At 67.0% G+C, this 25,734-nt stretch carries 26 protein-coding genes and 1 pseudogene; 13 read left to right on the top strand and 14 right to left on the bottom strand.

Translation table 11 applies throughout. The annotated features are described in order from the left end of the window. Positions 1–9 precede the first annotated feature (9 nt). Positions 10–1,263: an arsenic transporter gene (locus J8I82_RS04910; protein ID WP_209754912.1), complete on the top strand. Its 1,254-nt coding sequence runs from the start codon at positions 10–12 to the stop codon at positions 1,261–1,263. 73 nt (positions 1,264–1,336) lie between these two features. On the opposite strand, the gene J8I82_RS04915 is transcribed toward J8I82_RS04910, so the two are convergent. Continuing rightward, a complete protein-coding gene (locus J8I82_RS04915; RefSeq protein WP_245179405.1) occupies positions 1,337–1,504 on the bottom strand; it encodes an arsenite efflux pump ArsB in 168 nt (55 codons plus the stop codon). Positions 1,505–1,839: 335 nt separating this feature from the next. Between J8I82_RS04915 and folE the strand changes: the two genes are divergently transcribed. Together folE and J8I82_RS04925 are read left to right on the top strand one after the other, a co-directional pair. Continuing rightward, on the top strand, positions 1,840–2,589 hold the full coding sequence (gene folE / locus J8I82_RS04920; RefSeq protein WP_209754914.1) for a GTP cyclohydrolase I: 750 nt from the start codon (positions 1,840–1,842) through the stop codon (positions 2,587–2,589). 53 nt (positions 2,590–2,642) lie between these two features. Beyond that, the gene (locus J8I82_RS04925; protein WP_209754916.1) at positions 2,643–3,086 is read left to right on the top strand and encodes a BLUF domain-containing protein; all 444 of its coding nucleotides are present in this window, start codon (positions 2,643–2,645) and stop codon (positions 3,084–3,086) included. 39 nt (positions 3,087–3,125) lie between these two features. Here the strand turns inward: J8I82_RS04925 and J8I82_RS04930 are convergent, their stop codons facing one another. Then, positions 3,126–3,377: a hypothetical protein gene (locus J8I82_RS04930; protein ID WP_209754917.1), complete on the bottom strand. Its 252-nt coding sequence runs from the start codon at positions 3,375–3,377 to the stop codon at positions 3,126–3,128. Positions 3,378–3,558: 181 nt separating this feature from the next. Next, the gene (locus J8I82_RS04935) at positions 3,559–3,789 is read right to left on the bottom strand and encodes an FmdB family zinc ribbon protein (protein WP_431831522.1); all 231 of its coding nucleotides are present in this window, start codon (positions 3,787–3,789) and stop codon (positions 3,559–3,561) included. A 297-nt stretch (positions 3,790–4,086) separates the two neighbouring features. Between J8I82_RS04935 and J8I82_RS04940 the strand changes: the two genes are divergently transcribed. From J8I82_RS04940 to J8I82_RS04950, 3 genes and pseudogenes are all read left to right on the top strand, one after another. Beyond that, positions 4,087–4,311, top strand: a complete 225-nt coding sequence (locus tag J8I82_RS04940) for a response regulator transcription factor (RefSeq protein WP_209754919.1) — start codon at positions 4,087–4,089, stop codon at positions 4,309–4,311. Between the two features lie 186 nt (positions 4,312–4,497). Next, positions 4,498–4,647, top strand: a pseudogene (locus tag J8I82_RS38240) (response regulator); the annotation flags it as partial. Between the two features lie 559 nt (positions 4,648–5,206). Next, the gene (locus tag J8I82_RS04950; RefSeq protein ID WP_209755039.1) at positions 5,207–6,598 is read left to right on the top strand and encodes an MFS transporter; all 1,392 of its coding nucleotides are present in this window, start codon (positions 5,207–5,209) and stop codon (positions 6,596–6,598) included. A 50-nt stretch (positions 6,599–6,648) separates the two neighbouring features. Here the strand turns inward: J8I82_RS04950 and J8I82_RS04955 are convergent, their stop codons facing one another. The 3 genes from J8I82_RS04955 to J8I82_RS04965 form a co-directional block, all read right to left on the bottom strand. Beyond that, positions 6,649–7,461, bottom strand: a complete 813-nt coding sequence (locus J8I82_RS04955; protein WP_209754921.1) for an SDR family oxidoreductase — start codon at positions 7,459–7,461, stop codon at positions 6,649–6,651. 46 nt (positions 7,462–7,507) lie between these two features. Further along, positions 7,508–8,443 carry an IclR family transcriptional regulator gene (locus tag J8I82_RS04960; protein ID WP_245179407.1) on the bottom strand — a complete coding sequence of 312 codons (936 nt, stop codon included), beginning with the start codon at positions 8,441–8,443 and terminating at the stop codon, positions 7,508–7,510. Positions 8,444–8,611: 168 nt separating this feature from the next. Next, the gene (locus J8I82_RS04965; RefSeq protein WP_209754923.1) at positions 8,612–9,376 is read right to left on the bottom strand and encodes a DUF4410 domain-containing protein; all 765 of its coding nucleotides are present in this window, start codon (positions 9,374–9,376) and stop codon (positions 8,612–8,614) included. Between the two features lie 353 nt (positions 9,377–9,729). Between J8I82_RS04965 and J8I82_RS04970 the strand changes: the two genes are divergently transcribed. Beyond that, positions 9,730–10,647: a sterol desaturase family protein gene (locus tag J8I82_RS04970; RefSeq protein ID WP_209754925.1), complete on the top strand. Its 918-nt coding sequence runs from the start codon at positions 9,730–9,732 to the stop codon at positions 10,645–10,647. Between the two features lie 60 nt (positions 10,648–10,707). Here J8I82_RS04970 and J8I82_RS04975 read toward each other — a convergent pair whose 3' ends face one another. Further along, positions 10,708–11,736 carry a YeiH family protein gene (locus tag J8I82_RS04975; protein ID WP_245179410.1) on the bottom strand — a complete coding sequence of 343 codons (1,029 nt, stop codon included), beginning with the start codon at positions 11,734–11,736 and terminating at the stop codon, positions 10,708–10,710. A 487-nt stretch (positions 11,737–12,223) separates the two neighbouring features. Here J8I82_RS04975 and J8I82_RS04980 point away from each other — a divergent pair, with 487 nt between their 5' ends. Continuing rightward, entirely contained in the window at positions 12,224–12,901 is a 678-nt protein-coding gene (locus tag J8I82_RS04980; protein WP_209754928.1) for a hypothetical protein, read from the top strand. Positions 12,902–12,918: 17 nt separating this feature from the next. Continuing rightward, positions 12,919–13,572 (top strand): hypothetical protein, encoded by a 654-nt coding sequence (locus tag J8I82_RS04985; RefSeq protein WP_245179413.1) that lies wholly within the window; start codon positions 12,919–12,921, stop codon positions 13,570–13,572. 67 nt (positions 13,573–13,639) lie between these two features. On the opposite strand, the gene J8I82_RS04990 is transcribed toward J8I82_RS04985, so the two are convergent. From J8I82_RS04990 to J8I82_RS05015, 6 genes are all read right to left on the bottom strand, one after another. Then, on the bottom strand, positions 13,640–14,188 hold the full coding sequence (locus J8I82_RS04990; protein ID WP_209754929.1) for a GNAT family N-acetyltransferase: 549 nt from the start codon (positions 14,186–14,188) through the stop codon (positions 13,640–13,642). Between the two features lie 202 nt (positions 14,189–14,390). Beyond that, complete coding sequence (locus J8I82_RS04995; protein WP_336620889.1) at positions 14,391–14,624, bottom strand: hypothetical protein; 234 nt, start codon at positions 14,622–14,624, stop codon at positions 14,391–14,393. A 260-nt stretch (positions 14,625–14,884) separates the two neighbouring features. Then, complete coding sequence (locus J8I82_RS05000; RefSeq protein WP_209754931.1) at positions 14,885–16,075, bottom strand: acetate/propionate family kinase; 1,191 nt, start codon at positions 16,073–16,075, stop codon at positions 14,885–14,887. Between the two features lie 4 nt (positions 16,076–16,079). Next, positions 16,080–17,018, bottom strand: coding sequence for a phosphate acetyltransferase (locus J8I82_RS05005; RefSeq protein WP_209754932.1), 939 nt, complete (start codon positions 17,016–17,018; stop codon positions 16,080–16,082). A 66-nt stretch (positions 17,019–17,084) separates the two neighbouring features. Continuing rightward, positions 17,085–19,406: a DUF3141 domain-containing protein gene (locus J8I82_RS05010; RefSeq protein ID WP_209754933.1), complete on the bottom strand. Its 2,322-nt coding sequence runs from the start codon at positions 19,404–19,406 to the stop codon at positions 17,085–17,087. A 165-nt stretch (positions 19,407–19,571) separates the two neighbouring features. Next, the gene (locus J8I82_RS05015; RefSeq protein ID WP_209754934.1) at positions 19,572–20,159 is read right to left on the bottom strand and encodes a hypothetical protein; all 588 of its coding nucleotides are present in this window, start codon (positions 20,157–20,159) and stop codon (positions 19,572–19,574) included. 542 nt (positions 20,160–20,701) lie between these two features. On the opposite strand from J8I82_RS05015, the gene J8I82_RS05020 reads away from it, so the two are divergent. After that, positions 20,702–21,223 (top strand): hypothetical protein, encoded by a 522-nt coding sequence (locus tag J8I82_RS05020; RefSeq protein WP_209754935.1) that lies wholly within the window; start codon positions 20,702–20,704, stop codon positions 21,221–21,223. Between the two features lie 103 nt (positions 21,224–21,326). Here J8I82_RS05020 and J8I82_RS05025 read toward each other — a convergent pair whose 3' ends face one another. Then, the gene (locus J8I82_RS05025) at positions 21,327–22,010 is read right to left on the bottom strand and encodes a nitroreductase (protein WP_209755043.1); all 684 of its coding nucleotides are present in this window, start codon (positions 22,008–22,010) and stop codon (positions 21,327–21,329) included. A 259-nt stretch (positions 22,011–22,269) separates the two neighbouring features. Here J8I82_RS05025 and J8I82_RS05030 point away from each other — a divergent pair, with 259 nt between their 5' ends. Genes J8I82_RS05030 through J8I82_RS05040 form a run of 3 tightly spaced genes read left to right on the top strand, consistent with a single transcriptional unit; the run spans position 22,270 to position 25,733 of the window. Next, complete coding sequence (locus tag J8I82_RS05030; RefSeq protein WP_209754937.1) at positions 22,270–23,388, top strand: iron-containing alcohol dehydrogenase; 1,119 nt, start codon at positions 22,270–22,272, stop codon at positions 23,386–23,388. After that, the gene (locus tag J8I82_RS05035) at positions 23,382–24,782 is read left to right on the top strand and encodes an amidase (protein WP_209754938.1); all 1,401 of its coding nucleotides are present in this window, start codon (positions 23,382–23,384) and stop codon (positions 24,780–24,782) included. The genes J8I82_RS05030 and J8I82_RS05035 overlap by 7 nt, the downstream gene beginning before the upstream one ends. Before the next feature lie 33 nt (positions 24,783–24,815). Next, the gene (locus J8I82_RS05040; RefSeq protein WP_209754940.1) at positions 24,816–25,733 is read left to right on the top strand and encodes a tryptophan 2,3-dioxygenase; all 918 of its coding nucleotides are present in this window, start codon (positions 24,816–24,818) and stop codon (positions 25,731–25,733) included. Position 25,734 lies beyond the last annotated feature (1 nt).

The raw sequence follows: 25,734 nt of genomic DNA on the forward strand, positions 1-25,734 counted from the left end.
CCCATCCTGATGTCCAGCCATAGCCCGCTGCTGATCTGGTCGGTCGCCGCGCTGACCACCGCCGGCGTCCTGTTCCGCCCCTTCCGCCTGCCAGAGGCCTTCTGGGCCGCCGCCGGCGCGCTGCTGCTGTGCGCCACCGGACTGCTGGCCCTGCCCGACGCATTCGCCGCGGTCATGCGCGGTTACGACGTCTACCTGTTCCTGGCCGGCATGATGCTGATCTCCGAACTGGCCCGCAAGACCGGCCTGTTCGACCACGTCGCCGCGCTGGCGGTGCGCCAGGCGCGCGGCTCGGCGCTGCGGCTGTTCCTGCTGGTGTATGGCTTCGGCACGCTGGTCACGGCGTTCATGTCGAACGACGCCACCGCGGTGGTGCTGACGCCCGCGGTGCTTGCCGCCACGCGTGCGGCGCGCGTGCGCCATCCGCTGCCCTACCTGTACGCCTGCGCGTTCATCGCCAACGCGGCCAGCTTCGTGCTGCCGATCTCGAATCCGGCCAACCTGGTGATCTTCGGCGAGCGCATGCCGCCATTGACGGGATGGCTGGCCAGCTTCGCGCTGCCTTCGCTGGCCGCGGTGCTGGCAACGCTGGCCGCGCTGTGGTGGACCCAGCGCCATGCGCTGGCCGAGCCGATCGGCAGCGATGTCCCGGTGCCGCCGCTGTCGCTGCAGGCCTGGCTGACTGCGCTGGGCATCGTGCTGACCGGCATCACGCTGCTGCTAGCGTCGCTGCGCGGCAGCGAGCTGGGCTGGCCCACCTGCGCCATGGGCGTGGCCACGCTGCTGCTGGTCTGCGCTACCCAACGCGGCCTGCTGCTGCCGGCGCTGCGCGAAGTTTCCTGGAGCGTGCTGCCGATGGTGGCCGGCCTGTTCGTGCTGGTGGCCGCGCTGGAGCAGACCGCGGTGATCGGTCATCTCGCCGACGCGGTCGCGGCAGCCTCGCGCGATGGCGGTGCGCTGGTGCTGCTGGCGGCCGGCGGACTGGTGACGCTGGCGGGCAATATCGCCAACAACCTGCCGGCCGGGCTGATCGCGGCGTCGGCGCTGTCCGCGGGCGAGGCATCGCACGCGGTCACCGGCGCTGTGCTGATCGGCATCGACCTGGGCCCGAACCTGTCGGTGACCGGATCGCTGGCCACGCTGCTGTGGCTCACTGCGCTGCGCCGCGAGGGGCATATGGTCAGCGCCGGCCAGTTCCTGCGCCTGGGGGCGATCGTCATGCCGGCCGCGATGCTGCCGGCGCTGGCGCTGCTGCTCTGGTAGGTATTGGGGGCGCTCGCGCAAGGTGCGCGCTGCCGCGCTGCCTGGATGAAGAGCGGCACGCCTGCCGCGCGCCTCAGCCAGTGCCAGTGCCGGCACGCCCGCTTGCCGGCGCGCGCGCGCTCACGGCAAGCTGCCGCCGCAGGCCGGGCTTGCCCGCACGGGCGGCGCTGGCGTGATGCTCCGCCACGCCCGTTTCCACCGGCGTTGCCGGCAGCGGTACCGTCACGACATGGAGCAGCATGAGGCTGCTGCACGGAAAGGCGATCGGCAAGGTCACGTTGTTCCCGACAAGAAGTAAGGCCGCAACTTGCGGTACGCCCGCCATTAGGTGGCGGGCGGCTGATGTTTGCGGACATTATGTGCGTTTGTCGGCGTCGCGCGAGTCGAGGTTGAGCGTTGTCACGAACTATTCACGGACGCAAGCCGCGGTGTGCGGTATGCGGCGCGTGCGGCAATGGACAAGGCTCGTCACGACGTCCGGCGGACAGGTTGTCGGGCCATCGCATCTGCCATATAGTGAATCCGGCACACCCGCCGGCACGCTCCGGGACCACTCCGCAACCCACCACGCTACCCATGAACAGCAAGGACGCGGCACGCCGCGCGCATGACCTCCACCCGGCCGACGCGGCGGCCGGCGACCCGGACTCCTCCGTCTCCGAGCGGATCCGCGCGCGCCTGCAGGCGGCGCAGGAACGCTTCCACGCCAACGACAATATCGCCCGCTATATCGAGCCGGGCGAGCTGGAGCAGCTGCAGGCCGAGGTCCAGTCTCGCATCGAAGGCGTGCTGCGCGCGCTGGTGATCGACGTCGAGAACGACCACAACACGCAGGAAACCGCGCGGCGCGTGGCCAAGATGTACCTGAAGGAAATCTTCGCCGGCCGCTACGCGAAGCCGCCCGCGGTGACCGAGTTTCCCAACGTCGGCCAGCTCAATGAGCTGATGATCGTGGGCCCGCTGCGCGTGCGCAGTGCCTGCTCGCACCACCTTTGCCCGATCATCGGCAAGTTGTGGATTGGGGTCATGCCCAACCAGCATTCCAACCTGATCGGGCTGTCCAAGTACGCGCGTCTGGCGGAGTGGATCATGTGCCGGCCGCAGATCCAGGAAGAAGCCGTGGCGCAGGTCGCCGACCTGCTGCAGGAAAAGATGAACCCCGACGGCCTCGCCATCGTGATGGAGGCCGAGCATTTCTGCATGCACTGGCGCGGCGTGCGCGACACCGACGCCAAGATGACCAACAGCGTGATGCGCGGCTCTTTCCTGAAGGATGACAGCCTGCGGCGCGAATTCCTCACGCTGCTGAACAACAACCGCGGCTAGGTGCCCTGCCGCCGCATCAGCATCCGACCCTTTTCCATCACGGAACCGCCACCATGCTAGTCCGCCTGATCTATGCCAGCCGTGCCCGCCAAGCCATCGACCCGGCCCTGCTCGACGCGATCCTGGCCACCAGCCTGGAGCGCAACCCGCACCACGGCATCACCGGCGTGCTGTGCCACGGCAACGGCATCTTCCTGCAGGTGCTCGAAGGCGACCGGCAGGAGGTCTCGCAACTGTTCCAGTCGATCACCCGCGATCCGCGCCACCAGGACGTGACGCTGCTGCATTTCGAGGAAACCTGCACGCGCGACTTCGCCGGCTGGGCCATGGGGCAGGTCAACGCGGCGCGCATCAACACCGCGACGCTGCTGAAGTTCTCGGCGCGCGCCGAACTCGATCCGTTCCGGACCAGCGGCGCGGCCTCGCTGGCACTGCTCAAGGAACTGATCGCCGGCGCTTCGGTGGTGTCGCGCCTGGGCGAGCGCGGCCGGCACTGAGCCGCGCTGCCGCGTGCATTGCGCCCTCGGGCTCCCGCGCTACGCCGCCACGCGCCCGAACAGGCCGCATTCGAGATCGCTCTCGAACTCTTCGACCCAGGCCGAGCCCGGCCCGGCCTCATAGACGCTGACCGCGTCCGTGCCCAGCCGCTTTACGCTGACGCGGCGCGCCTCGCCGTCGCCCTCGTCCGTGATCTGGAACGCCTCCTGTGCGATGCCGACATGCATGCAAGCCTGCGTTACCTGTTGCTGCTCGTCGGCGGGAAACTGGGAAAACGGTCTCGTGGCCATGGCATCCTCCGTCAAGGTTGAGATCGCCGCTTGCGCGCAGCGCGAACGCGCGTGGCGTTGCGTGCGCCACGCATAAAAACCACTCAGGCATGCCGCCGGCATTGCCCGGCGGCATGCACGCCAGCGCCCCGCTGCAGCTTCGCGGCGGAGCGCAAATCTCCTGGGACGTTGTTGTTACGGCTCAGCTCTTGCGCTGGGTCACTGCCACGAATGGGGCCGGCGCGTGCTGGACGGACTGGCTGCCGCAATTCGGGCAATTCGGATGGGCAGAGGCATGTTCCGCGAGATGTTCGGTTTTCTCGAACACATGGCCGCACTTCTCGCAGCGGTATTGATAGACGGGCATGGCAAATTCCCCCACGCGGCACGCGCCGCAAGCGCCACCCGGCGCGAGCCGGGCCTTGCACGGCATGATGGCCGCGGGCGCGTGTCAGGTTCATTCTAGGACAGCGTTCGCGGGCCAACGTGAAAGTTCGATGGCTGCCGCCGGCATTCCGGCGATTGTCGCCGGCAATCCACTTCCCGGGGACTTGCACGCTGCGCCGTGCATTGATGTCACACAAATGCCATTTCGCGCGATCCGCTGAAAAATCGCGCCGACCTTGAGCAATTCGCCGTCAATGCATGTGGGGTCCAGGCCGTACCCTTGTACTGTGGCGCCTGCAGGTGCCCCGGCGGCAAGCGCCGAGAACCCGAGGACCCGAAAACGATGTACGAGCGAATCATCCGTGTCGCCCTGGCCGACGACCATCCGCTGGTCATGTTCGCGCTGCGAGACTGTATGCAGCGCATGCCCGAGTTCCAGGTCACCAGCCGCTGCGGCAACGGCACGGAACTGCTTGCCGCGCTCGACCGCGAGCCGGCCGGCATTGCCATCACCGATTTCTGCATGGGCCGCGGCGATGTCTCGTCGGACGGCTTCAAACCGGCCTGATCCGCTACGCGTACGAAAATGGCCTTATCTGAATCCCTGGCAACGTAGACCCGCGCCGATGCAGCCGTCCCTCGAACGCACGCGCGAATCGCTGGCAGCTTGACCGAGCGCGCGCGAGCGGCAAAAGGCGGCTGCCGGCCGATCGTCGTGAGCCACGGCAGGCAGGCGCTGGCCGTGCTGGAGGCCATGCCGGTCGACGCCGTGCTGACCGACATCCAGATGCCGGGCATGAACGGCTATGAACTGCTCGAAGCGGTACGCGCCCGGCATGCGGGCGTGCCGGTGCTGGCGTTCAGCGCATTCGCGCGCAGCGAGTGGTCGGCAGACTGGCGCCAGCGCGGGTTCGCCGGCTATGTGTCCAAGCCGGCGTCGTTGCAGGATTTGCAGGCATGCCTGCGCCGCCTGCCCGGCCGTTGCCAGGCACGGGCCGTCGCCTCCGCCGACGCCGGCACGGAGGCGCGCGCCACCGACAGCGAGCGCTATGAAGCCATGCTGCGATCCCAGCTGAGGCTCGACCTGCCCGAACTGGAACGCATCATCGCGCACTGCGAGCTGGCTGCGCTGCGTTGCTGGACGCACTCGGTGGCCGGTGCCTTCATGAGGGTGCGGCGCAAGTCGATCGTGCGCGAGTGCCGCGCACCGGAAGCGCTTTGCGCCGCGGCCGGAGGCTGGACACCCGGCCACGGCAGCGGCTGCGCTGCGCGAAAGGCTGCGCGGCTATATGCAGGACGCCGCCGTGGCAGCCTGAGCGTTGCGCACGCCACGCCTACCACAATTGGCGGATTTGCGAGGACCGCGGCACCGGACGATAATGGGCGGGGCCGCGCCAGCGGCCAGCCATCCGGGTCTTTCAGCGTTTCTTCAGGGCCCGGCAATGTCTCCAATGTCTTTCCCAATGCAGCCAGAACAAGGCCTCCCCCAGCCGCAACGCACCTGGGCGATCCTCACCGTTTTCTTCGGCCTGATCATGGCCGTGCTCGATGGCTCGATCGCCAACATCGCCCTGCCTTCCATCTCGCGCCAGCTGCAGGCCGAGCCGTCGAGCACCATCTGGGTCGTCAACGCGTACCAGCTCACGGTGACCGTGTGCCTGCTGCCGCTGTCGTCGCTGGGAGACATCCTCGGCTACAAGCGCGTGTACCGAGCCGGGCTCGCAACCTTCCTGGTGGGCTCGCTGCTGTGCGCGCTGTCGGTGAACCTGCCGATGCTGGTGGCGGCGCGCGTGCTGCAGGGCATCGGCGGCGCCGGCATCATGAGCGTCAATACCGCGCTGGTGCGCTTTATCTACCCGCCCACGAAGCTGGGCCGCGGCATCGGGCTGAACGCGCTGGTGGTAGGCGTGACCATTGCGGTGGCGCCGTCGCTGGGCGCGATGATTCTGGCGGTAGCAAGCTGGCAATGGCTGTTCGCGGTGAACGTGCCGGTTGCCATCCTGGCGCTGGCGCTAAGCCGGCGCTCGCTGCCGGAGACGCCGCCGCAGCCGCGCGACTTCGACTATCCCAGTGCGCTGCTGTCGGCGCTGGTATTCGGGCTGTTTATCCTGGGGGTGGACGGGCTCGGTCATGCCGCCTGGCGCGCGGCCGGCGTCGCGGGGCTTGCCGCCGCGATCGTGCTGGGATGGCTGCTGGTGCGGCGCCAGCGTGGCCGCGCCGCGCCGCTGGTGCCGGTGGACCTGTTTGGCAGCCGGGCCTTCACGCTGGCGGTGGGCACCTCCTTCTGCTCGTTCATGACGCAGATGCTTTCCTTCGTGGCGCTGCCCTTCTACCTCGAGTACCAGCTTGGCCGCTCGCTGCAGGAAACCGGGCTGCTGATCACGCCGTGGCCGATGATGGTGGCGGTGATGGCGGCGCTGTCGGGGCGGCTCTCGGATCGCTACCCGGCCAGCATCCTCGCCGGCCTCGGGCTGGCCATGCTGGCCGGCGGGCTGGTGGGACTGGCAACGCTGGGACCGGATGCCAGCAGCTTTGACATAGCGTGGCGCATGGCGATGTGCGGCACCGGCTTTGGCTTCTTCCAGTCGCCCAACAACCGCGCCATGATCGGCGCCACGCCGCCGGCCCGCAGCGGCGGCGCCAGCGGCGCGCAGGCGACCACGCGGCTGCTGGGCCAGACCACCGGCACGGCGCTGGTGGCGCTGCTGTTCAGCCTGGCACCGGATGGCGCGGCGCGGATCGCGCTGTATCTGGCGGCGGCGGTCGCGACCATCGGCGCCCTCATCAGCCTGAGCCGGCTGCGCGACCCCAGCGGCGAAGGCAATGCGCAGGCTGCGGCTGAACCGGACGCCTGAACCGGACGCCTGAAGCGGACGCCTGAAGCCGGCCCGCGCAGGCCCAGCGCTTACACCGCGATGCCGCCGAACTCCTGCATCACCTTGTCATGCAGGCGCCGCATGCCGCGCAGCCAGCGGTCGTAGTCCTGGCCCTTGCGGCGGTAGTACTCCAGCACTTCCGGGTGCGGCAGGATCAGGAAGCGCTCGTCGGCCACGCCCTCGAGCGTCACTGCGGCCACGTGCTCGGCGGTGACCGAGCCCTCCTGCAGGAAGCCCTTGCGCTCTCCTTTCTCGCCGAACAGCATGTTGGTCTGCACGCCTTGCGGGCAGATGCAGCTGACCTTGATGCCGCGGTCGCCGTAGGTGATCGACAGCCATTCGGCAAACCCGATCGCCGCGTGCTTGGTCACCGCGTACGGGGCGGAGCCGATCTGCGACAGCAGCCCCGCCGCCGATACCGTATTGACGAAATAGCCGTCGCCGCGCTCGAGCATCTGCGGCAGCACCGCGCGCGCCGCATGGATATGCGCCATCACATTGATTTCCCAGATGCGCTGCCATTCATCGGCACCCGCGTCGAGGCCCTTGCGCAGGATGATGCCGGCGTTGGAGCAGAACACATCGACCTGCCCGAAGCGGCGCGTGGCCTCGTCGGCCAGCGCCTGCACCGCGGCGGCATCGGCGACGTCGACCGCTTGCGCGAACACCTGGCACGATGGCACGGCCTCCTGGACTTCGGCAGCGACCCTGGCGGCGCCGTCCGCGTTCAGATCGGCCACGGCCACGCCCCGTGCACCGGCCTCAGCAAATGCCAGCGCCAGCGCGCGGCCAATGCCGGTGGCCGCGCCTGTCACCACTACCGTCTTGTTACGTACGTCCATGCGCTATCTCCTCATCGATCCTGGTTGATATGGGTCTGTTACCGCGTCATTCGTTGGCGCCTCGCTGGCTGGCGGGACATGCGCCCGTCTCGGGTCCATCCGCCGGCAGCCGCATTGAAGCGCGCGCGCCGCCGGGCTGCCACAGGCGTGCCTGCAACGTATCGGCCAGGTCGCGTATGCGCGGGCCGAGATTGCCTTCCAGGATCTCCGGCGACAGCCGCGCCGCGGAGCCGCCGATATTCATCGCCAGCACTTCGCTGCTGCCCGCCAGCCGCAGCGGCGCCGCGGCACCGCTGACGGTGCGGTCCCATTCCGCGTGCGCGACGCAGAAGCCGCGGCGGGCGTAGTCCTGCAGCGCGCGTTCGATGCCGCCGCGCACGGCGGACCAGCGTGCGCCGTAGTGGCGCGCCAGTTCGGCCAGTGCCGCTTCGCGGTGCCCGGCATCGAGCCCCGCCAGCCAGGCGCGCCCGATCGCCGAGGTCGCCATCGGCAGGCGCGCGCCCGGCGCCAGCCGGATCACCAGCGCGCCGCGCGGCTGGCAACTTTCCAGGTAGACCATGGCGTGCCGGTCCGGCATCGCCAGCGCCACGGTGCAATCGGTGGCAAAGGACAACGACTGCATCAGCGGCTGCGCGATCTCGCGAATGCCTGCGCCCGCAATGTAGCGATGGCCGAGCACCATCGCGCCCTGCCCGAGCCGGTATTTCTCGGTGCCCTCGATATAGGTCAGGTAGCCGAGCGTGGCGAGCGTGTAGGTCAGCCGCGACACGGTCGGTCGCGGGATGCCGGTGCGGCGCGACAGTTCGGCATTGCCCAGGTAATCGTCCTGCGGCCCGAAGGCCCGCAGCAGTTCCATGCCGCGCGCCAGCGCCGTGACGAAATTGCGGTCCTCGGCGCACCCGTGGCCCGGCTGCGCGTCGGCCGGCGCAAGCGCGTGGGCGGCATCAGGCGGCGGAGTCGGGATGGTCGTGGAGCGCTTCATCAGGCAGGCGGCGACGGCGTGCGGCAACGGCAAAGAAGACTTGATAGCAGTTCCCGGCCGAAGCTGGCATCGCTATGTAGCGAAAGCATGTGAGCCAAAAACGGTGCTTATAGGGCCGTATCAAAGAGCTAGGGCGCAACCAGACGACTGCGCCAGGCGGCCAGGCCGTCACATAGCCGGCCTGGCCGCCATCCAGCCCTCCTCCATGCTCGCCGCGGCCACCTGCTTGGCGATCGAATCGCCCAGTCGCGTGGCATCCGCATAGACGGTGTCGTGCTTCACCTCCGACACGCCGTGCACACCCGTGCCGGCCGCGGCCGCCACCGCCACATGCCCGGCGACCGCGCCAACGCCGGCGGTCTCGGCTACGCCCGGCATATGGCCGCTGTCGACATCCGCGACAAAGCTCTGCAGCGGTACCGGCGCGCCATTGGCAGGCTGGTACGAGATCCGGATGCTGGCACCGACCTCACTCTTGCCGGCACCCAGGCCGACCAGCAGGCGGCGGCGGCTGGTGCCTTCGTCGATCTTGCGGAAGTCGCCCTCGACGATCAGCGCATTGGCGTTGGCCGGCGCCGGTGCATCGGAGCGCACCGCATTGAGGCCCTGCGCGCGCAGCTCGCGCACGATCTCGTTGGCAACCTGTTCGCGTGCCTCGGCCGCGGCTTGCGACTGCGCGGTGGCGGCCGAACCTCCCGTGGCCATCATCTTGACCTTCTGCATCAGGCCACCGTCAAGCTGGACCTGGCCGGCATCGGCATTGAAGGCATGCACGTAGATGACGTCGGCCTGCACCGGCTGCAGCAGGCCCACCTGGTTGATGCCGGTGACGCCGGCGCTGGCGCAGCCCGTGGCCAGCATCGCGCCGGAGGCCAGGGCGGCAACGGTCAGGCGCCGGGTCCTGGTGGCAAGGGTCTGGAGAGTGGTGCGCATGTCGGGTCCTTCATTGGCACGCAGGTGCCGTCGGTGGTCTGTCAAGGTGTCACCGACAATCGTTGGATCCGGGTCGGGAGTCCAAACCATCGGGGAGCATGTCATCGCGTCGGGCTGCTGGTGTCGCTGTGCGTCGCGCCGCGGTGACCAAAGTATCGGAAACGCCAACACCGTATGCCAGGCAGCAATTATTTCGTCCGATGTCACCGCTCGATGGCGGCGGCGGGCCATGACATGCGGCGACATTTTTCTCGCATGGCGCCGGCGGCGTCCGCCCACTACATTGGCCTCACCGACGCAGCGACGGACTCCACCGGCAGGCAACGCGTCCCACCCAACGCCCTGGAATGATCATGCAACACCTCGGAAAGATCGCCCTCTATGCCACGCTCCTGGTCGTGGCAGCCTCGCTGGTCGAGGCCTTTTTCCTGGCCCGCAAGGCGCGCAAGCAAGGCCAGGCTTACCCCTGGCATGAGATGGGGCTGTCGCTGGCGGACATGGCCGGGCGCAAGCTGCTGGCGCTGCTGCCGCTGTCGCTGGCCACGCCGGTGTTCGCGTTTGCCTGGCAACACCGCATCTTCACGGTCGAGATCAACAGCGCCCTGGCCGTGCTGATGCTCTTCCTCGGCCAGGAGTTCTGCTACTACTGGTACCACCGCGCCTCGCACCGCATCCGCTTCTTCTGGGCCACGCATGCCGTGCACCACTCGCCGAACGAACTGACGCTGGGCACCGCCTATCGCCTGGGCTGGACCGGCAAGATCACCGGCACCGCCATCTTCTTCGCGCCGCTGGTCTGGCTCGGCGTTCGTCCGGAAGTGGTGCTGGCTGTGCTGAGCCTGAACCTGCTGTACCAGTTCTGGCTGCACACCACGTGGATCCCCAAGCTGGGCTGGCTCGAATACGTGTTCAACACCCCGTCGGCGCACCGCGTGCACCATGCCTCAAACCTCGATTACCTGGATGCCAACTATGGCGGCGTGCTGATCATCTTCGACCGCCTGTTCGGCACCTATGTGGAAGAGCGTGAAGACGAACCGTGCCGCTACGGCCTGGTCCACCCGACCACCACGCACAACCCGATCGTCAACCAGTTCGAGCACTGGGTCGGCCTGGGCAAGGACATGATCAACGCTGGCAGCCTGCTCAACGCGATCGGCTACCTGTTGATGCCCCCGGGCTGGGCGCCGGACGGCAAGGGTGAAACCACCGAAAGCCTGCGCCGCCAGGCAGCGCTGCAGCGTGCGGTCACGGTGGCGAGTGCGGAATGAAGTGCGGATTCGCAAAAAGGGGCCGCGTGAGCGCATCACGCGGCCCTCTTGCCAGACAAACTAGGATCGCACCAGTACCAGCATGCCGTAGAACAGCAAGGCCAGGAACAGCGTCTCCAGTACCATCAGCGCCACCGGCTTCCAGCCTACGGACAGGATATCCTTGAGGTGAGTCTTCATGCCGATTGCCACCATGGCCATGACCAGGCACCACTGCGAAGCGAACTGCCCCGCCTTGACCAATCCGGCAGGCAACCAGCCTGTGCTGTTGATCGCTACCAGCACCGCAAACGCCACGGCAAACCACGGCAGCAGCGGCGGGCGCGGACCCTTTCCGGCTTCTCCCTGCGCCCGCTGATGCCGCTGCGACAACCACGCGGCCAGCGCGATCACCGGCAGCAGCATGGCGACACGCATCAGCTTGACCAGCGTGGCCGCATCGCCAGCTTCGTGCGAGATGCTGTAGCCGGCTCCCACCACCTGGGCCACGTCATGGATGGTCCCGCCAATAAAGGCTCCGGCCTGCAAGGCTGGCAGGTCCAGCAGTTGCGCGATCATCGGGTACACCACCATCGCCATCGTCGACAGCGCGCTGACGGAGATCACCGTGAACAGCGTCGCGCGCTCCTTCAGCGGATGCTGGGGCATGGCAGCCGACAGGGCCAGTGCCGCGGAAGCCCCGCAGATTGCCACAGCGCCGCCGGTGAGCAAGCCGAAGAACGTCTGGAATCCCATCAGCCGGGCCAGCACGATGCCGCACAGGATGGTGAGCGCCACCGCCAATATCACCATGGCAACCGACTGCCAACCCAGCGCCGCCACCTGCGAGGCCGTAATGCGCAATCCCAGCAGGGCCACACCCAGCCGAAGCACCTGCTTGGCACTGAAGTCGATGCCCGAAGCACTGGAGGATTCCCGCGACAGGAAGTTCAGCGCCATGCCCAGTAGCAAGGCGAACAGCATCACCGGCGCCTGGTAATGCGCGGCGAGCGACATGGCCGCCACGGTTACCACCGCGCTGATGACCATGCCAGGCAGATAGCCCCGGACGGCGCTTATCAAGCTCGGATTCAGAAATCTTTCGGACATCAATGTCTCTCCAATGCCCGCCATCTTCGCGAACCGGAAAACGCCGGCGGACACACTCTGCGATTTCCCATCCTGCAAGCATGCTGCAGCGATCCGGTTTCCGCCATGCAAAGGATGCCATCGGCTTTGCATTTGATGCCAGCGTCGCCAATGAGCGTCCCCCGAAGCACCTTGCTTCGGCAGTGATGGCGCGGTCGAAGGCCGGAGATCACCATCCTCGCGCTGCGGTTGCGGAATGCGCCCCAGGTTGGCGCATCGCGTCCGGAAGCAACGCCTGCACGATACACCGCTACCAGCGATGTGGATCTTTGCCTACAGTAAAGGCGGCGGCAGTTGGCCAGTGCCGGCGGCGCCGCCTTCGCCGTCTGGTCGCGTCCGGGATGCCTGCCCGCCCGGGCTCCGCAGGTTCGATGCTGTCGCACCCGGCATGGGGGCGGGGCTTCGTCGCAGACCTTCGCCGTGGGCAGTTGCCGCCGGGTGCAAGCCAGTGTTGACTACTTCCCTCGACCCCCACGCCGCCGAAGTGCGGCCGCGCCTGCTCGATACCGTCGACCGCGTATGCGAGATGTGCTTCGGCCTGTTCATGGCCCTGACCTTCGTAGGCGCGGTGTCGGCCGTTGGCGCCCCGGCAGATGCCCCACGCACGATGTTCTACACGGCGCTCGGCTGCAACCTGGCCTGGGGGCTGGCCGACGCCGTGATGTACCTGGTGCGCACGCTGACCGAGCGCGGGCGCAGGCTGTCCCTGGTCAACGCGGTTCGCAATGCCGGCGACCCCGCCGACGCCATTGCGCGCTTGCGTGATGCGCTTTCGCCGGCCTTGCGCACGCTGGTCGACGATGCCGAACTGGAAGCGATGCGAGGACGCATCGCCCGCCATGCCAATCCACCCGCGCGCCCGGCGCTGGGCACACAAGATCTCCTGGCAGCCGCCGGGATCTTCCTGCTGGTAGTGCTTGCCACGTTCCCGGTGGCCTTGCCCTTCATAGTGATTGCGGAAGTCTCTACCGCGCTGCTGGTATCGCGAGTGCTGACCATCCTGATGCTGTTCGGGGCCGGCATCGCACTTGGGCGCCATGCGGGCTTCGGCGGATGGATAGCGGGGGCGGCGATGACGCTGGTCGGCATCGCACTGACCATGGCCATCATCGCGCTCGGAGGCTGACCATGCAGGCAGGGGGAATGGCTGCACGACCGGCTGCACGACTGGCCCTGCGCTGGCTGGTGCTGGCCACGGCAACCGCGCCGCTACCGTTGCATGCCGCCGAAGACGCCGTCGCGCCCGCGGCGGCGGAGGCGCCGGCGTGGAGCGGCGGGGTCTCGGCTTACCTCAATCTGCCGCGCGGCAGCGAAGCCTACGTCACGGGCATCGCCATCGCCAAGCGCGGCGCCTTGCACCTGGAGGCGCGCAGCAACTACGAAGGCATGGATGCGTACTCGTTCTTCGTCGGCTACAACCTGGGCTGGGGAGAGGCCCTGCGGCTGGATTTCACGCCGATCCTGGGCGTGGTCACCGGCAGCACGCACAGCGTCGTGGGCGGGTTCGAGGCCACGCTGACCGGCCGCTATGCCGATGCCTATGTCGAGTTCGAGTATGTGCCGGACGCCGAGCCGTCCGGGTATGCCTATGCGTGGAGCGAACTGGCCTGGCGTCCCCGTGACTGGCTGCGGCTGGGCCTGGCGGCACAGCGCACGCGTGTGCCTGACAATGGCCGCAATTTGCAGCGGGGCGTGTTTGCGCAAGTGAAGGGCAAGCACATCTCCGGTGCGGTCTACTGGTTCAACCCCGCCGCGCACGACCAGATCGCCGTGGTCTCCATCGGGCTGAGCTTCTGAGCCGTCCGGGCGCTCCACGTACGCTTCAGTACGGTTGGATCCAGACGCGTGCGGTTTGCATCGGCCGCTACCCGCACGCCTGCAGCGCCAGGGTCACCACGCGCAGCGTGGCATCGTCCGGACATGCGACGTCGGCAAATCCAAAATGTCTGGCCAGTCGCCGCATGCCGGTATTCGACGACAAGACATAGCCTTCCATGCATTGATAGCCGCGGCTGCGGGCGATGTCGATCAGCGTGCCGAGCAGCCGGCTGGCCAGCCCAAGCCTGTGCCAGTCATCGGCGACCGTTACCGCAAACTCGCAGGTATCGCTGCCCGGCGCCGCAGCGTAGCGCGCGCCACCCACAATGGCCGAAGCCTTGCCTTCCGCGGCAAGCGCCACCAGCGCAAACTCGCGCTCGGCCGAGGGATGCGTTGCTTGTTCGAGCATTGCTTCCGGCAGCTGCTGCATGGCAGCCATGAATCTGGCATAGCGCGCATCGGCCGACAGCCTGTCGAATGCCGCCAACAGTCCGGCCTTGTCGTCTTCGGTGATCTCCCGCACCAGTACGTGCCGGCCGTCTCGCAGGGGCACGTTGAGCGGCAAGAAGCTTGTCGCTTCAGACTTCTCTTGCATGGCAACGTTGTTATCTGGAAAGAAAGCCGGTTCGTTGAATCGATCCGCGCCGCATTGGAAACCTGGCAATCCGGCGCGCGGTCCCGGCGTCACCGCTCGACAAGCCGCTCGCGCCACGAACTGTCGCGACTTCGAGAACCCGAATGGCAAGCTGCCTTGCCAGGCATGGAACCACCCGCACGCAGCCCATGCCATCGCCGCGCTAGTACTTGATGTCTCTTGCTGTCTCGCGGCCTTGCTGCTTTGCCTGCCGTTTGTCTTGCCGGCAATTGGGATTGCTTTGCTGGTCCGCCGCACGACAGTCTTGCTTCGTCTGCCTGGCGTCCTGACGTGTTTCCTGGCGGACGTCACGGCCGGCACGGCGCTGCTGTGCCTGCTCCGTCGCCCATGCGACGCTGACAAACGCGACATTGGCAAGGACCAACGATGCCACCATGGAAACCAGCCGCGGAGGATAGGAATGGAACATGTCGCCTCCCTGATGGATCGGCCTTGTGCCGTCAATCCACTTTAGCTTCCGCGCGAAAGCTTGGCTAGCTGGTACCTTCGCGCATGACCCCGGCCTGATCCGGCGCGCCGGCCATGCCAACGGCAGAAAGCGGCCAGTGCTGCGAGCGGCACCTCCTTGCTCGATTCCCGGTCATTGCCAGTGCGCCGTGCATGAACATGCCGTGCCTTGATTGGCGATGACAGTGGTTATTGTGTGGACGCTGCGAGGGCCTCCCTGGTATGCCGGGCAATCATCAGTTCCTCGTTGGTCGGGATGACCCAGACCGGAACACGGCCCGAAGCCAGGCTGATGCGCGGCCCGTCGCTCGCGTTCGCCGCAGCATCGACGCTCACGCCGAGCCATGCAGCAAGCTGGCATACGCGCTCGCGGATCGGCGCGGCATGCTCGCCAATGCCCGCGGTGAAGACCAGCGCGTCCAGCCCCTGCGCTGCGGCGGCCAGCGAGCCAAGTTCCCGGGCGATGCGGTACGTGTACAACTCGACGGCAAAGCGGGCCTGCACATCGTCGCTGCCGAGCAGCGCGCGCATATCGCTCGACAGGCCCGAGACGCCAAGCAGGCCGGACTTGCGGTAGATCAGGTCCTCGATGGCGTGGGCGTCCATGCCGAGTTCGCTGATCAGGTACAGGATCACGCCCGGGTCGAGGCTGCCGCAGCGGGTTCCCATCGGCAGGCCGTCCACCGCGGTAAAGCCCATGGTACTGGCCACGCTGCGCCCCGCGACCAGCGCGCACATGCTGCTGCCGTTGCCGAGGTGTGCCACCACCGTGCGGCCCGCGGCCGCGCCCGCATCGACGCTCGGGAGGACGCTCGCGATGTACTCGTAGGACAGTCCGTGAAAGCCGTAGCGCCTGACGCCTCGCCCGGTGATTTCCACTGGCAACGCGAAGGCCTGCGCCACTTCCGGCTGCGCCCGGTGGAAGGCGGTATCGAAACAGGCGACCTGCGGCAGCTCCGGACGCCGCTCGGCGAGGATGCGGATCGGCTTGAGGTTGTGGGGCTGGTGCAAGGGGGCGAGCGGGCAAAGCGTGTCCAGCTCGGCCAGCAGCGCCTCGGTCACCCTTGCCGGCTGGGTGAAGCGTACCCCGCCATGCACCACCCGGTGCCCCACCGCGCCCAGCGTATGCCCCTCGCCGTGGCCGCGCAGAAAGTCCGCCAGGAACGCGATGGCACCCTCGTGCCCGAGCTCGGTGCCCGCGTCCCATCGCCGGGACTCGATCTCGGCTCCTGCCGCGTCGGTGGCGCGGAACGCCGGCGCCGTATAGAGGCCCTCGAGGCTGCCGCGCAGGACAAGTCTCAGCGCATCGTCATGGGTCTGGTAGGCACAGTACTTGATGCTCGACGAACCCGCATTCAGGACCAGGATCACTTCGGCCATGGCATCACCCCGCCACCTGGCCGGACTCGCGGCGTGCCCTGGCCACCAGCGCGGCCACCGCGCACGACGCCAGCCGGGTCGTGACGGAGTCGGCCCGGCTGGTCAGGATGACAGGCACCCGCGCGCCCAGCACGATGCCCGCGGCGTCGGCGCCAGCCAGGAAGGTCAGGCTCTTGGCAAGCATGTTGCCGGCGTCCAGGTCCGGCACCAGCAAGACATTGGCGCGGCCCGCCACCGGTGAATCGATCTTCTTGATCCGCGCGGCATCCAGGTTGATGGCGTTGTCCAGGGCAAGCGGCCCGTCGACGATGGCGCCGGTGATCTGGTGGCGGTCGACCATCTTGCACAACGCAGCGGCATCCAGCGTGGATGGCACCTTGGGGTTGACCGTCTCCATCGCCGAAAGGATCGCCACGCGCACCTCCTCGACCCGCAAGGCATGGGCCAGGTCGATCGCGTTCTGCAGGATGTCGGCCTTTTCGGTCAGGGTCGGGGCGATGTTGACGGCAGCGTCGGTGACGATCAGGGCGTCGTCGTGCCCGGGCACGTCCATCACAAAGCAGTGGCTGATGCGCCGGGCGGTGCGCAGGCCGCTGTCCCCCTTGACCACGGCGCCCATCAGCTCGTCGGTATGCAAGCTGCCCTTCATCAGGGCCTCGGCCTTGCTCTCGCGCACCAGCTGCACGGCGGCGGCCGCCGCCGCATGGCTGTGCGCGGCATCGACGATCGGATATTCGCGAATGTCGATGCCGGCTTCACGGGCGGCATCCTCGATGCGCGAACGCGGCCCGACCAGGATCGGCGCGATCAGGCCCAGCCGGGCGGCCTCCACGGCGCCTTCCAGTGAAGAGCGGTCGCATGGATGCGCGACTGCGGTCGGCGTGGGCGGCATGGTCTTGCAGTAGTCAATCAAACGCTGGTACTTCTCATGCTTGGCGTTCACGGTTTGCTCCTGCGTCAGGTTCATCGGTGTCGGCCGGCAGCAACGGCTGCGCCCGCCGACGACCCGCTACGATGCGCGGGTGAGCGGCACGGCCGCGCCGCGCACGCGCTCCGGCCTGGCGCCGAGCACGGTGCGGATCCGCTCGAGCATTGCCGCCTGCTCTACGGTGGGCGTGGCGCCGAGCACGCGATCATCGGTACGCAGCTTCTCCGCCAGCGCCTGCAGCCGCTGGCGGTCGGCCTGGTGCCTGAGCAAGGCCGGCAGCGTCGCGAGCGCCTCCTCGGGCGCGTAGCGCGCGATCAGCTCCTGCCGGCCGCGGACCCTGCGCCAGGCGTCCGGCTCCAGTTCCGGCAACAGATCCGCATAGTCCGTGACCAGCTCCTTGCGCAGCTCCAGCCTGGACAGCGGCAGCGGCTCGCCCTTGCGGCTCAGCAGGCAGGCCAGCCGGGCGATGGCTTCGGCGTACCCGCCTTGTCCGGCCGCGGCCAGCGCCGCCTTGACTTCCGGCAGGTCGCGCGGGTCGGTCGCCGCCGGTGTGCCCGCATGCGCGGCAGGCTCGCTCTTTGGCTGGAACGGGAACAGGTTGGCGTACACGTTGAAGAAGGTGTACTCGGTCATCGCATCGCGCACGGCCCGGTATGCGTCCAGTCCGGCGCTGAGCATTTCCGCGCCCGCCTGTTCCTGCTGCCGCAGCGGATGATCCGGTTCCAGCGCTTGCCGGTTGGCCTTGATCGCGTCGGCGGCAGGCTTCAGCCATGCCATCCACGGATTCAGGTCCGAGAACAGCCAGTTCTGCATGCGGAGCGGATGGAATTCGCGCAGCATCCGCGCTGTCATCTCGTTGGACATCGCCTGGACGTAAGGCTGCGCAAACAGCTCGTAGGCGCGCTGCGTAAAGTCCGACAGGTTCGCGACGGTCTCGAAGGGCCGCTCGTCGACGCGCCCAAAGCGGTTAAGCCTGCTGGCGATCTCCTCGAGCGAATGCTCCTCGAACTCGACCTCGTACTCCACGCCATCGCTGCCCTTGCGCTCATGGATGACCATGCCGTAGAGCCCCGGCGGCAGCAGCTCGATGCTCTTGAGCACCGAGACGATCTGGGCGTGCTCCTTCTGCGCGACCTTGCCGGAGACGAAGATGCCGAGATGGCCGACACTGCGATGCATCATGCCGACGATCACCTGGCCGCGAGTCTTGATCTCCTCGGTACTGCCGTAGATGTCCACCACCCAGTTGAATGCCTGCTGCGGCGGCGTGATGTTGTCGCCCATCGAGGCAAACAGCACGATGGGCGAGCGGATCTCGCGCAGGTCGAACGCCTTGCCGCCGGCGTTCCTGACGTCACCGCCCCAGAGCTTGTTGCCGACGAACAGATTGCGCGTGATCCATTCGATCTCCTCGCGGTTCATCAGGTAGTAGCCGCCCCACCAGCGTTCGAACTCCAGAAAGCGCGGCGGCTCGGTATCGGCCTTCCGGTACAGGTTGTAGTACTTGTCCCAGAGACTGTTGGCAGGATTCAGGTTCTCGAAATTCTGGACCAGCCAGGCGCCATCGAACTTGCCGTTGCCGAGGTCCGCCGTGAACGAGGCCAGCCAGGTGCCGCCAAGGAGCCCGCCGGAATAGCGCATCGGGTTGTCGCCTTCGCTTTCGCTCCAGGCACCGCTCCAGTACGACATCGGCGCGCCGTTGATCACGATCGGGCCGGTGTCGTCGGGATCCGAGGCGCCCAGCATCATCGCGGCCCAACCTCCCTGGCAATTGCCGATGATGGCAGGCTTGGGGCTGCGCGGATGCAGCGCACGCACCTTCTTGACGAACTGCTGCTCGGCCTCGCACACGTCCAGCAGGGTCTGCCCCGGCTCGGGATCGCGGAAGAAGATGACGAAATACACGGGATGGCCGGCACGCATTGCCACGCCGACCTGCGAGTCGTCCTTGAAGCCGCCGATGCCCGGCCCATGGCCCGCGCGCGGATCAATGATGACGTAGGGCCGGCGGCTGTCATCGATCGTCACGCCCTCAGGCGCCGTGATCTTCAGCAGCGCATAGTTGACCGGCCGCTCGAAGTGGCGCCCGTCCATGACCGTCTCGTAGCCGAAATGCAGGACCGGCTTGAGCCCCTGCATGGTATTTTCGACAAAGTTGTTGCCCCGCTGCCTGAGCGTGTCCCAGAACAGGATGGCGCGCTGCATGCTGTCGATGGCATAGGCATAGCCGCTCATCGGATCCATGCCGGCCATCGGCGTGGACGGACCGGTCCCCGGCGCGCCAACGGCTTGCTGCACGCGGCCGCCATAGGCCTCCTGCGCATTCTTCAGGCGCTTTTGCAGCACCATGCCGGTCTTGAGGCCAACTTCACGCGCGTGAACCAGTTGCTTTGCTGCATCCATGCCGTTCTCCGCTGAAAATTCTGTCAGAGGGAGGCCAGGAAGCGGGTCGGTTCATCACGGCAATACCATATTGACCACGCCCCGGCCACGCAAGCCAGGAAAGAAGCCCGCCTGGGTGGCGGGCCTCGCATGTCCTGGAATGATTCCGGGCTGCTTTCCGGACTGCTACTTGCCGGCGGCCGGCTGCACGGACACAGCAATGGCCTCGGTATAAACCGCTTCAACCCGGTCGCCCTTCTTGATCTCCTTGAGACGTTCCGGATCCTCGACCATGAGATCCACGGTGCGTCCCTTCGGCCCCTTCAGGGTGACGGTCTTGGCGCTGGTGTTGACCGCGACAACATCGGCCGTGACGGTCACTTCGCGCCCCACCGTGCCGCCTGGCTTTGCTCCGGGCGCCGCACGGTCCGCAATCTCGCGCTCGTTCATGGCAAGCGGCCCCTTGCCTTTCTTGAGGCTCACGGTCAGGGCTTCCTTGTACTCGATCGTGACGGTATCGCCGACCCTGAGCTGTTCGAAGTTCCTCGCCTCCGGCCCCACCACGAGGTCCTTGGTCTTGCCGTCGGCGGATTGCAGCGAGACCGTTCGCGTCGGCGCATCGATCTTGACGATCTTGGCGGTGAGCTTCGCCGTGCCGGTCGCGGTCGCCTGTCCTTGCGACTGCGTGACATCCACGCGGGTTTCGGGTTGCGCCCACACAGAAGCGGTAGCCGCGACCATCACCGCCGCAGCCAGTAGTGTCGTCCGTTTCATTCTCTATCCCCTCTGATCAGACTTGCCTTTCACCCATTCGGGCTTCCTGTGCCGCCCTTCGCTCCAGTTGAAGCGTTCCCTCAATACCAGGGCGGGGATCCTGTGACTTTTCCAGAACATGCCGTGGATACGCCCCGCACCTTGCACTGGTTGCGTGACATGGCGTCACCTTCCCGGACCGGAACCGCGCTCGAAGGCGTGCCCGTCATGGCCTAGCCATGAAAAGACCATTGATGCAGATATCCGCGGAACGGAGCGGCGCAGCGATCACGGCAAGGCAGCCGAAGCGCTTTCCGTTCACGACATTGTCATACTTGCCGCCGGTCACGATGCATGCGACCACAGCCTCGCGTTCAGCCCCGCGTATGCGTGTCGCTCCGAACTCTAGCGTCAGTCATGGTCGCAACAGAACTGAATCTTTTCGGAAGACGACATGAGAAAAATTTCTTTCCCGGACGGTGGGAGGAATGACCACTCCTTCGCTGCGTGCGCTATGCTGAACTGGCGCGGCGCATGCCCCGCCGCCTCCCAGGAGAACGATCATGCGTTATCGCCTCCACACCTGCGTGGCCGCCGCGGTGGCGACCCTAGTGCTGGGCGCCTGCGCCGCCCTTCGGCCCCTCCAGACCGCGGAGGGCATGCTAGGCGCTCCGCAGAATGCCGTGCGCGATACGTTCGGCACTCCCACTGAGACCTACCAGCTCGCCGACGGCACCACCCGGTGGATCTATTCGAAGCAGCCGCTCGGCTTCGAGGTCTATGCGGCAGACTTCGACGCGAACGGCAAGCTGACAAGGTTCAGGCAGATGCTCACCGAGAAGGAAATCTACGAGGCGCGCCCGGGCGTGTGGACCAAGCAGGACGTCGCCGAGCGCTTCGGCCGTCCGCGCGAGCCCATCCAGTTCTACCCGCTGATGAAGCGGGAAGCCTGGTCCTACCGGCTTTACGCAGGTGCCTACATGCCGGCACATTTCAGCGCCTACTTCGACGAACGCGGCGTTCTCGACCGGACCATGATCATCCTCGACGCGATCGGCGGCGACGCGCGCGACAGCAGCAAGTAGGCCGGCCCCTGCGGCCGCCTCCCGCAGGCTGATGGCGTCGCCCCACATGCGCCAATGACAATGGCGCCGGACAGGTCAAGGACGGCCTGTCCGGTTGCGCGTGTCAGCCATCGACGAACGAAACGAACTCGTCCAGCTCCAGCTTGCAAAGCTCCATGTTGTTTTCCGGAATGCTGTTGTCCGCATAGCCAAGCGACATTCCGGCCACGATCATCTCCCCGTCGGGAATGGCGAGTCCTTCACGAAGCACCGCGGACTGCAGCGACCAGATCTGCTGCGGACACGTGTCGAGCTCCCGCGCGCGCGCGGCCAGCATGAGGTTCTGCAGAAAGCAGCCGTAGCAGATGAAGCTGGCCCATTCCAGGCGCCGGTCCATGGTGAAGATCAGTCCCACTGGCGCATCGAAGAACCGGAACTGCCGTTCGACGTCGCGCCGCCGCCCGGCGATATCGCTCCTGTGCACGCCCTGCGCATCGCCCAGCATTCCGCGAAACGTGTTGAAGCGCGACGAGAATGGCGCCGGCAATTCCGCTGGAAAGAACGGGTAATCGGGCACCAGTCCCTGGGGGTCGGCACGATACGCCTCGACCGCGGCCCCCGCGATCTTCTCGCGCGCCTTTCCGGTCAGCACATAGCAGCGCCATGGCTGCGTGTTGCTCGAACTCGGCGCGTATTTCGCGACCGACAGGATGTCCCTGACAGTCTCGATCGGCACCGGCCGGTCAAGGAAGCCGCGCTTGCTGTGGCGTCCGCGGATCAGCGCTTCTGTCATCTGGATTGCCTCCATCTTCATGTCTCCGTTCTAGTAGTGGTGGGGGTCGCTACGGTGGAAAAGATCATAGACACGCCCCCTGCCTTGTGAAGATGGCAATGCTTGAAAGCTTCGTTCGGAAGCGGCGAACGACCGGCACCCCCTACAGGCCCCGGCGTCCAGATTCCTGGACGCTTCGTTCGCAAATCCCGCGTGCACGCGCTGACGCGATTCGCCTATCGTCCTACTCGGGATCGGAGACCCGATCGCATACGAAAACATGGGGAGACATGGAATGAACCAGTTGAAATGCCTGCCGCAGGAAGAAATTGTCTGGGGACATGACGTGCTGAAAACCGTCGCTGCCTCCATGGGGAACTACGGCATCCGCCGTCCGATCACGTTCACCGTCGAATTCCTTGAGGCATTGAACCGCGATCACCTGCAGCCGGCCATTGGCGACGGCGTGGGCACCTTCACCGGCCTGCCGCCGCATGTGCCCGATTTCGCCGTTCGCGACGGGCTGCGTGCCTGCATCGAGGCCGATGCGGGGTCGATCATCGCGCTCGGCGGCGGCTCCGTGCTCGACGCCGCAAAGGCAGTCTCGTACCAGCATTTCCAGCAGACCGGCAGCTACCTGCCGATTGCGGCGATTCCGACGACACTGTCCGGATCGGAGTTCTCCCACTACTTCGGGGTGACGGAAACGGACGGCCCGCAGAAGTTCAAGCGCAGTTATGCCGTACGCGAAACGACACCCAGGCTGGTGGTGCTCGATCCCCGGATGATCGTCGACACGCCACGCATGCTGCTGCTGAGCTCCGCCATCAAGGGGATCGACCACGCGGTGGAAGGCATGCGCCGGGTCGACGTGGATCACCCTCATGCCATCCTTGCCGCCAGGGGCGTGGAACGCTTCCTTGCCGTGCTGGAGAAGTGGCCGCGCAAGCTCGAGACGCGCGAGGCCATCGCGGGCGGCCTCGTGTCGGCCGACGACCTGCTGCAGCTTCAGCTCGCCGCGTGGCAGTGCTACTTCTATCCCGCTTCGGTCATCTACGGCCTGAGCCATCGCATCGGGCACATCCTCGGCGGGACCTTCGGGGTGCCGCACAGCGTGACATCGTGCATTGCGCTGGCGCCAGTCATCCGCGCCTGCGCCGGCGCCTATGGCCGCAAGCTCGAGATCTTCTCCATGGACCGTGGCAGCCGCACGCCCGCCGCGTTCCTCGCTGACCGCATCGAGTCAGCCGTGGATGCGCTGCAATTGCCAAGCCGGCTCGGCGACCTCGATTTCGATCGGGCAAGGCTTCCCGAGATGGCGGCCTTGCTCAAGCAGAACTATCCGTCCGAGGTCGGCGACCTTGGCGAAGATGCCGGCATGAAGCTGGATGCGCTGCTGGAGAGCCTGTGGTAACGAACGCCCCGCCCTCCGACTGCATCCCGCATCCCGCAAGCCTGCGCCACGCGCTCGAGGCCCTTGCCAGACGGCAGGTCACCGCGACAGGCCTGGTCGAGGAGGCGCTGCGCCGCGCGCAAGCCAGCAAGCAATCGCTCAACGCGTTCGCCGCCATCGACCGGGACCGCGCGCTGCAAGCCGCCGCTGAAAGCGACCGCCGCTACGGCGCAGGCAGCCAGCGTCCGCTGGAAGGGCTGCCCATCGCCATCAAGGACCTGATCGACACGAAGGGCATCGAAACACTGTATGGATCTGCCGCCAGTCGCGGCAATGTTCCCGCTGCCGATGCCGACATCGTGAAGACATTGACGGAATCCGGCGCCATCGTCATCGGCAAGACCACCACCCACGAGTTTGCGTGGGGCGTGACGACCGCCAGCCCGAACTTCGGCGACACCCTCAATCCCCTCGACCGTTCCCGCATTCCCGGCGGCTCGAGCGGCGGCGCCGCGGCGGCGATCGCGGATGGCGCGGTGATGGCGGGCGTGGGCACCGATACAGGCGGCTCGGTCCGGATCCCGGCCGCGCTCTGCGGTGTCGTCGGCTTCAAGCCGACGCTGGGCACGCTCTCCACGCGCGGCGTGTTTCCGCTGGCCCCCACGTGCGACCACGTTGGCCTGCTTGGCCGACAGGTCGATGACGTGCTGGTGCTCGCCGCTGCCGTTGGCATCGAAATCCCCTGCAGCGATGCAAGACCTTCCGCCCGACTCGGCATCGTCCGGCACATCGCGCCGGTTCCGCTGAGTCCGGAGATCGCCCGCGCATTCGATGACGCCGTGGAGCGACTGGCACAGCGCTTCGCCTGCGTAGACCTCGGCGGGACCGGCCACTTCGATCCCATGTTCGATGCCGTCTTCGATACCTTCGCGGCCATCGTCCTCATCGAGGGCGGAATCGAGCATTTCCGCCGCCACGACTGGGATCGCATCGCCACGCATTACAACCCCGAAACGGTCGACAGGCTCAGACGCGCGCAAACCATGGACCTGCGCGCCTATGCGGCCGCCCAGCAGGCCAGGCGGCATTTCACGGCCCGCCTGCATGAAGTGATGTCGACACTCGACTACCTCGTGCTGCCGACCTGCCCCTGCACCGCCCCGCCCCGCGATGCCGCCACTGTCGACATCGGAAACTGGGCCGGCACCGTCCGCGAAGCCCTGATGACCTATACCGCGCCGTTCAACGTCGCGGGCTATCCCGCCATCTCGATTCCGCTGCCGTCCCGCAACGGCGGCCTGCCGGCGTCATTGCAGATCGTCGCCAGGCCCGGCGGCGACGGCGCGCTGCTGCGGGTCGCGCAGCAGATGGAGTCGTTGCTGGGGACCGTCTCCGACCGTTTCCATCGCACATGACTTGCCTGACCACACCACCACGAGGAGACCAAAATGAACGATATCGTCAAGCCCGTCAAACCCGCCTCCCCGGCGCCGGCCGGAACGCCGGCCGGGCATACGCCATACAGTGACTGGTTGCAGACAGACGTGCTCCACTCGCTGCAGCGCCCCGTCAGCGATCATCCCGGCGAGCATGCCTGGATCGTGTCGGCGCAGGTGTCCGAGCTCTACTGGATGCTGATCATCAAGGAGATGCAGGCCGCGCAGGCGCAATTGCGTGCCGATGACCTGACCGGTGCCTGCCGGACGCTGCGGCGCGTCGTCGCCCACCACGAGCCGCTCAATGCCACATGGCGCTCGATCGCATGGATGACGCCGGTCGACCTGCTGGCGATCCTTTCCTGCGTTGGCCCGAAATTCGGCAAGGACACCGCCCTCCAGGGCTGGACCTACCGGCAGATGGTCTACCTGCTCGGCATCAAGCAGGAGGAGCACCTGCAGCACTTCCTGCCGCAGCCGCAGCGCTGGGAACAGCTCAGCAAGGCGCTGGCGGAGCCGAGCCTGTATGACGACGTGCTTGCCCACCTGAGCCGCAAGGGCTTCGCCGTGCCGGCAGTGGCGCTCGACCGCGATTTCAGCGTGCCCTACACGCCGGACAAGGCCGTCGAGAACGTCTGGCGCGACGTCTACGCCGATCCCGACCAGCACCGCGAACTGCAGCAGCTCGGCGAGACGCTGGCCGATATCGCGGAAGGATTCGCCGCGTGGAAGCACCTGCACCTGATGGCGACGCGCCGGACCTTCGGCGCCAGGCCGGCCTACTTCGGCACCGAGGGCATTGCCTGGCTGCTGCCGACCATGAACGAGATCCCGTTCCCGGAACTCTGGTCTGCGCGCGGCTTCATCGGCGATGCGCCCGCGGTGTGTCCCCACGCCCGCGGACAGGGAAGCGCCCGGGCAGCGGAGTGAC

Source organism: Cupriavidus consociatus, assembly GCF_017814975.1.
Classification (GTDB): Bacteria; Pseudomonadota; Gammaproteobacteria; order Burkholderiales; family Burkholderiaceae; genus Cupriavidus; species Cupriavidus consociatus.

Bases quoted from the DNA above. Each gene is read 5' to 3' on its own strand.
- J8I82_RS05000 (WP_209754931.1), bottom strand. From the start codon at position 16,075: ATGGCCGAAGTGATCCTGGTCCTGAATGCGGGTTCGTCGAGCATCAAG.
- J8I82_RS05040 (WP_209754940.1), top strand. From the start codon at position 24,816: ATGAACGATATCGTCAAGCCCGTCAAACCCGCCTCCCCGGCGCCGGCC.
- J8I82_RS04925 (WP_209754916.1), top strand. From the start codon at position 2,643: ATGCTAGTCCGCCTGATCTATGCCAGCCGTGCCCGCCAAGCCATCGAC.
- J8I82_RS04915 (WP_245179405.1), bottom strand. From the start codon at position 1,504: ATGCTGCTCCATGTCGTGACGGTACCGCTGCCGGCAACGCCGGTGGAA.
- J8I82_RS04955 (WP_209754921.1), bottom strand. From the start codon at position 7,461: ATGGACGTACGTAACAAGACGGTAGTGGTGACAGGCGCGGCCACCGGC.
- J8I82_RS04910 (WP_209754912.1), top strand. From the start codon at position 10: ATGTCCAGCCATAGCCCGCTGCTGATCTGGTCGGTCGCCGCGCTGACC.
- J8I82_RS05015 (WP_209754934.1), bottom strand. From the start codon at position 20,159: ATGAAACGGACGACACTACTGGCTGCGGCGGTGATGGTCGCGGCTACC.
- J8I82_RS05020 (WP_209754935.1), top strand. From the start codon at position 20,702: ATGCGTTATCGCCTCCACACCTGCGTGGCCGCCGCGGTGGCGACCCTA.
- J8I82_RS04935 (WP_431831522.1), bottom strand. From the start codon at position 3,789: ATGCCGTGCAAGGCCCGGCTCGCGCCGGGTGGCGCTTGCGGCGCGTGC.
- J8I82_RS04995 (WP_336620889.1), bottom strand. From the start codon at position 14,624: ATGGTGGCATCGTTGGTCCTTGCCAATGTCGCGTTTGTCAGCGTCGCA.
- J8I82_RS04940 (WP_209754919.1), top strand. From the start codon at position 4,087: ATGTACGAGCGAATCATCCGTGTCGCCCTGGCCGACGACCATCCGCTG.
- J8I82_RS04950 (WP_209755039.1), top strand. From the start codon at position 5,207: ATGCAGCCAGAACAAGGCCTCCCCCAGCCGCAACGCACCTGGGCGATC.
- J8I82_RS04970 (WP_209754925.1), top strand. From the start codon at position 9,730: ATGCAACACCTCGGAAAGATCGCCCTCTATGCCACGCTCCTGGTCGTG.
- J8I82_RS05010 (WP_209754933.1), bottom strand. From the start codon at position 19,406: ATGGATGCAGCAAAGCAACTGGTTCACGCGCGTGAAGTTGGCCTCAAG.
- J8I82_RS04975 (WP_245179410.1), bottom strand. From the start codon at position 11,736: ATGTCCGAAAGATTTCTGAATCCGAGCTTGATAAGCGCCGTCCGGGGC.
- J8I82_RS04930 (WP_209754917.1), bottom strand. From the start codon at position 3,377: ATGGCCACGAGACCGTTTTCCCAGTTTCCCGCCGACGAGCAGCAACAG.
- J8I82_RS04985 (WP_245179413.1), top strand. From the start codon at position 12,919: ATGGCTGCACGACCGGCTGCACGACTGGCCCTGCGCTGGCTGGTGCTG.
- J8I82_RS04960 (WP_245179407.1), bottom strand. From the start codon at position 8,443: ATGAAGCGCTCCACGACCATCCCGACTCCGCCGCCTGATGCCGCCCAC.
- J8I82_RS05025 (WP_209755043.1), bottom strand. From the start codon at position 22,010: ATGGAGGCAATCCAGATGACAGAAGCGCTGATCCGCGGACGCCACAGC.
- J8I82_RS04990 (WP_209754929.1), bottom strand. From the start codon at position 14,188: ATGCAAGAGAAGTCTGAAGCGACAAGCTTCTTGCCGCTCAACGTGCCC.
- folE (WP_209754914.1), top strand. From the start codon at position 1,840: ATGAACAGCAAGGACGCGGCACGCCGCGCGCATGACCTCCACCCGGCC.
- J8I82_RS04965 (WP_209754923.1), bottom strand. From the start codon at position 9,376: ATGCGCACCACTCTCCAGACCCTTGCCACCAGGACCCGGCGCCTGACC.
- J8I82_RS05030 (WP_209754937.1), top strand. From the start codon at position 22,270: ATGAACCAGTTGAAATGCCTGCCGCAGGAAGAAATTGTCTGGGGACAT.